3 protein-coding genes are annotated in these 3,025 nt (G+C 72.9%); 1 reads left to right on the forward strand and 2 read right to left on the reverse strand.

What is annotated here, in order from left to right:
* Both B7L92_RS35780 and B7L92_RS35785 read right to left on the reverse strand, forming a co-directional pair.
* A partial coding sequence (locus B7L92_RS35780; protein ID WP_255311300.1) for a phosphoribosyltransferase domain-containing protein occupies positions 1–670 on the reverse strand: 670 nt, incomplete at its 3' end.
* 85 nt (positions 671–755) lie between these two features.
* Positions 756–1,922, reverse strand: a complete 1,167-nt coding sequence (locus B7L92_RS35785) for an HpcH/HpaI aldolase/citrate lyase family protein (RefSeq protein ID WP_081241361.1) — start codon at positions 1,920–1,922, stop codon at positions 756–758.
* Between the two features lie 173 nt (positions 1,923–2,095).
* On the opposite strand from B7L92_RS35785, the gene B7L92_RS35790 reads away from it, so the two are divergent.
* Positions 2,096–3,025, forward strand: a 930-nt coding sequence (locus B7L92_RS35790) for a TerD family protein (protein WP_081241362.1), incomplete at its 3' end; no start/stop codon positions are given.

Raw genomic sequence — 3,025 nt, forward strand, 5'->3', positions numbered from 1 at the left:
GGGCGCCGATCTCGCGGGCGAAGTCCTTCAGGCGGCCGGCGTCGGCGGGCGAGCGCACGTCGACCAGGGCGACCACGACGTAGCGGCGCCGCGGGTGGCGGGCGTGCAGGTCGCGGATGGTGTTCAGCACCGTGTTCCCGGTGGAGAACTCGTCGTCGACCAGGACCAGCGGGCCGTCCCCGGCCAGCAGCTCCGGGTCCTCCGGGAGCAGCAGGTGGGAGGTCGCGTGGGAGTGGGACTCCTCGAAGCCGCCGGCGGTGGCGACCCCGGGGACCGGGCGGCGGGTGGAGTGCAGGCAGGGGGCGAGGCCCAGGCCGTCGGCGACCGAGTGGCCGAGGCCGGTCGCGGTCTCCGCGTACCCGAGGACGACCGCCCGGCCCGCCTCGTCGCCCAGCAGCTCGCGCACCCGGCGGCCGAGCGCGAAGCCGTGGCCGTACACCACGGACGGCGACTGGGGGACGTGCTTGCCGAGGACGTGGGACACCAGCAGGTGCGCCCGCTTCGGGTTGCGGCGCAGCGCCAGTCCCAGCAGCTCGGTGAGCCGGTCGTCCCCGACCAGCTCGACACCGAGCCGCTGGGCGACCCAGTTCCCGGACCAGACGTCGCCGCCGGTCCGCGGCGCCCCGTCGGGCACCGTTCGCCGCTCCCCCTCGTTCACTGCGTTCTCCATGGATTCCCTGCGCTCGGTTCGGCCGGCGTGGTCGTCGCGGCCGGTCGGGTCTGTGCGGCCCTCGGGGCCGGTGCGGTGCGCGCGGTCACTCCTCCAGGCACGCCGCGAGCAGCTCCACGAAGCCGATGTCCTCGTTCGCCACGCCGAAGGCCTCGGCGCGCAGCAGGACCCGCTCGGCCCAGGCGCGGTGCGGCTTCACCTCGTTCATCTTGTTCGTGTAGGCCGACCTCAGTACACCCCCACCGCCGCGTTCCGGCCGCAGGATGTCCTGGGCGTCGCTGAACTCCTCGTGACTGACCACGGACAGCGCGTGCACCGGCAGCACGTGCGAGGGGTGGATGCAGGTCTTGCCCAGCAGGCCGTTGGCCCGGTCGAGGGAGATCTCGCGCAGCAGGCCGTCCATGGCGTGCTCGATCAGCGTCTGGCGCAGCGCCGCGGCCTGCACCTCCAGGAAGGGGCTCTGCCGCAGCTGCGGCTTGAACATGCGCTCCTGGTTCCGGAAGTACTCCCAGACCGGCCCGGTCACGGTGAACCCGGTGCCGTCGGCCCGGCCCAGCATGTTCACCACGTCGGCGATCACGGAGGCGACGACCTGGATGTCGTACGCCGTCATGTCGGGGCCCCGGCGCAGCCCGTAGGAGGAGCAGAAGTCGGTCACGCCGAGCCGCAGTGCGAGGACCCGGTCGCGGTGCTTGTCGACCGCGCGGTAGATGCCCTCCAGGGTCGCCACGCGCGACTCCCGGTAGAGCAGCTCGGGCGACTCCAGCACCGGCATGGCGAAGAGCCGGTGGCCGTGGCCGGCCTCGGCGGCGGTCACCGCCTCCAGGAAGGGCAGGCCGCGCTCCGCGGTGAACTTCGGCAGGACGAATCCGGACAGCAGCCGGACGGCGGGGCCGAGGCGCCGGACCAGGTCGGGGATCTGCTCGGGGAAGCGGACCCGGATGAACAGCAGCGGCAGATCCGCTCCGGGCCGTCCGGCCAGGTCCGTGAACTGGCGCACGAGGTTCTCCTCGGCGGCGCTCACGTCCGCGTCGGCGATGGAGTCCTCCAGGCACAGCACCATCGAGACCACCCCGCGTCCGCCCTGCTTGACGACGTCGTCGGCGAGCCGGGGCCGGGTCGCCGGGCTGTAGAGGGTGGCGCCGAGCGCCGCGGAGAGCAGTCGGGTCGGGGAGTCCTGCGTGAACACGCTCGGCTCCCGGTAGAAGAGACGTTTCCGCACCGCAGGGGCGATGTGCCCGAAATGACGCATTGAACTCCCCCGTGGCTTCTGGGCGGTCTGTGCAAGGTAGGAAGGTGGCCGGTAATAGTACGTAGAGATCGATGTCGGAGGTTCCCGCCCGCCGTGAACATCAGGTAACCCCGCCGTATCGCCCCACGCACCCCGCATTGTCGTGACCAGGACGGAGAAGGCAGGATGACCGCATGACGCACGCGATGCTGAAGGGGTCCAACATCCCTCTGGAAGCCACCACGGTACGCGCCGTGCTGCGCTGGTCGCCCGGGCAGGGGGTGCCGGACGTCGACGCCTCCGCGCTGCTCCTCGGCCCCGACGACCGCGTGCGCTCCGACGAGGACTTCGTCTTCTACAACCAGCCCCGGCACCCCTCCGGGACGGTCTGGCGACTCGGCAAGAAGCGGGTCACCGAGAGCCTGACCGATACGATCCAGACAGATCTCGCCGGTGTCGAGTCCGACGTGGGCCGGATTCTCCTCGTCGCGTCGGCGGACGGGGTCACGTTCGACCACGTACGGGCGCTGCGCATTCTGCTGTACGACGCACAGGCGGCCGACGGGGACGCGCTGGCGTACTTCGACATCAAGCCGGAGACGGGCCAGGAGACCGCGCTGATCTGCGGCGAGCTGTACCGGCGGGGGGACGGCTGGAAGTTCCGGGCGCTCGGCGAGGGCTATTCGAACGGGCTGAAGGGCCTGGCGACCGACTTCGGCATCTCGGTGGACGAGTCGGAGGCCGCGCAGGAGCCGGAGGCCGCCGACACCGTCCAGCAGGCGCCCGCGACGGCGCAGACGCAGGTCCCGGCCCCGGACCGGACCCCTCCGGAGGCGCCGACCCAGCCGCACGCCCCGGTGGTGCCGCCGGTCCCCGAGGTGTCCCGGCCGCTGCCGCCCGAGCAGCCGGCGGGGGTGCCCGCGCAGCCCTCGTACGGCTATCCGCCGCAGCAGCCCCCCGCGGCGGCCCAGCCCGCCTACGGCTACCCGCATCCGACCGCTCAGCCCGCCTACGGCTATCCGCAGGCGCCGGCCGCCACGGGGGCGCCGGCCGGCCACGCCTTCCCGCCGCCGGTCCCCTCCGCCCCGGACCCCGACTTCCGGCTCCCGCCCCAGGGTCCGCAG

Source organism: Streptomyces viridosporus (genome assembly GCF_002078235.1).
Taxonomy (GTDB): Bacteria; Actinomycetota; Actinomycetes; order Streptomycetales; family Streptomycetaceae; genus Streptomyces; species Streptomyces viridosporus.

Coding starts and splice junctions, on each gene's coding strand:
- B7L92_RS35785 (WP_081241361.1), bottom strand. CDS start 1,922: ATGCGTCATTTCGGGCACATCGCCCCTGCGGTGCGGAAACGTCTCTTC.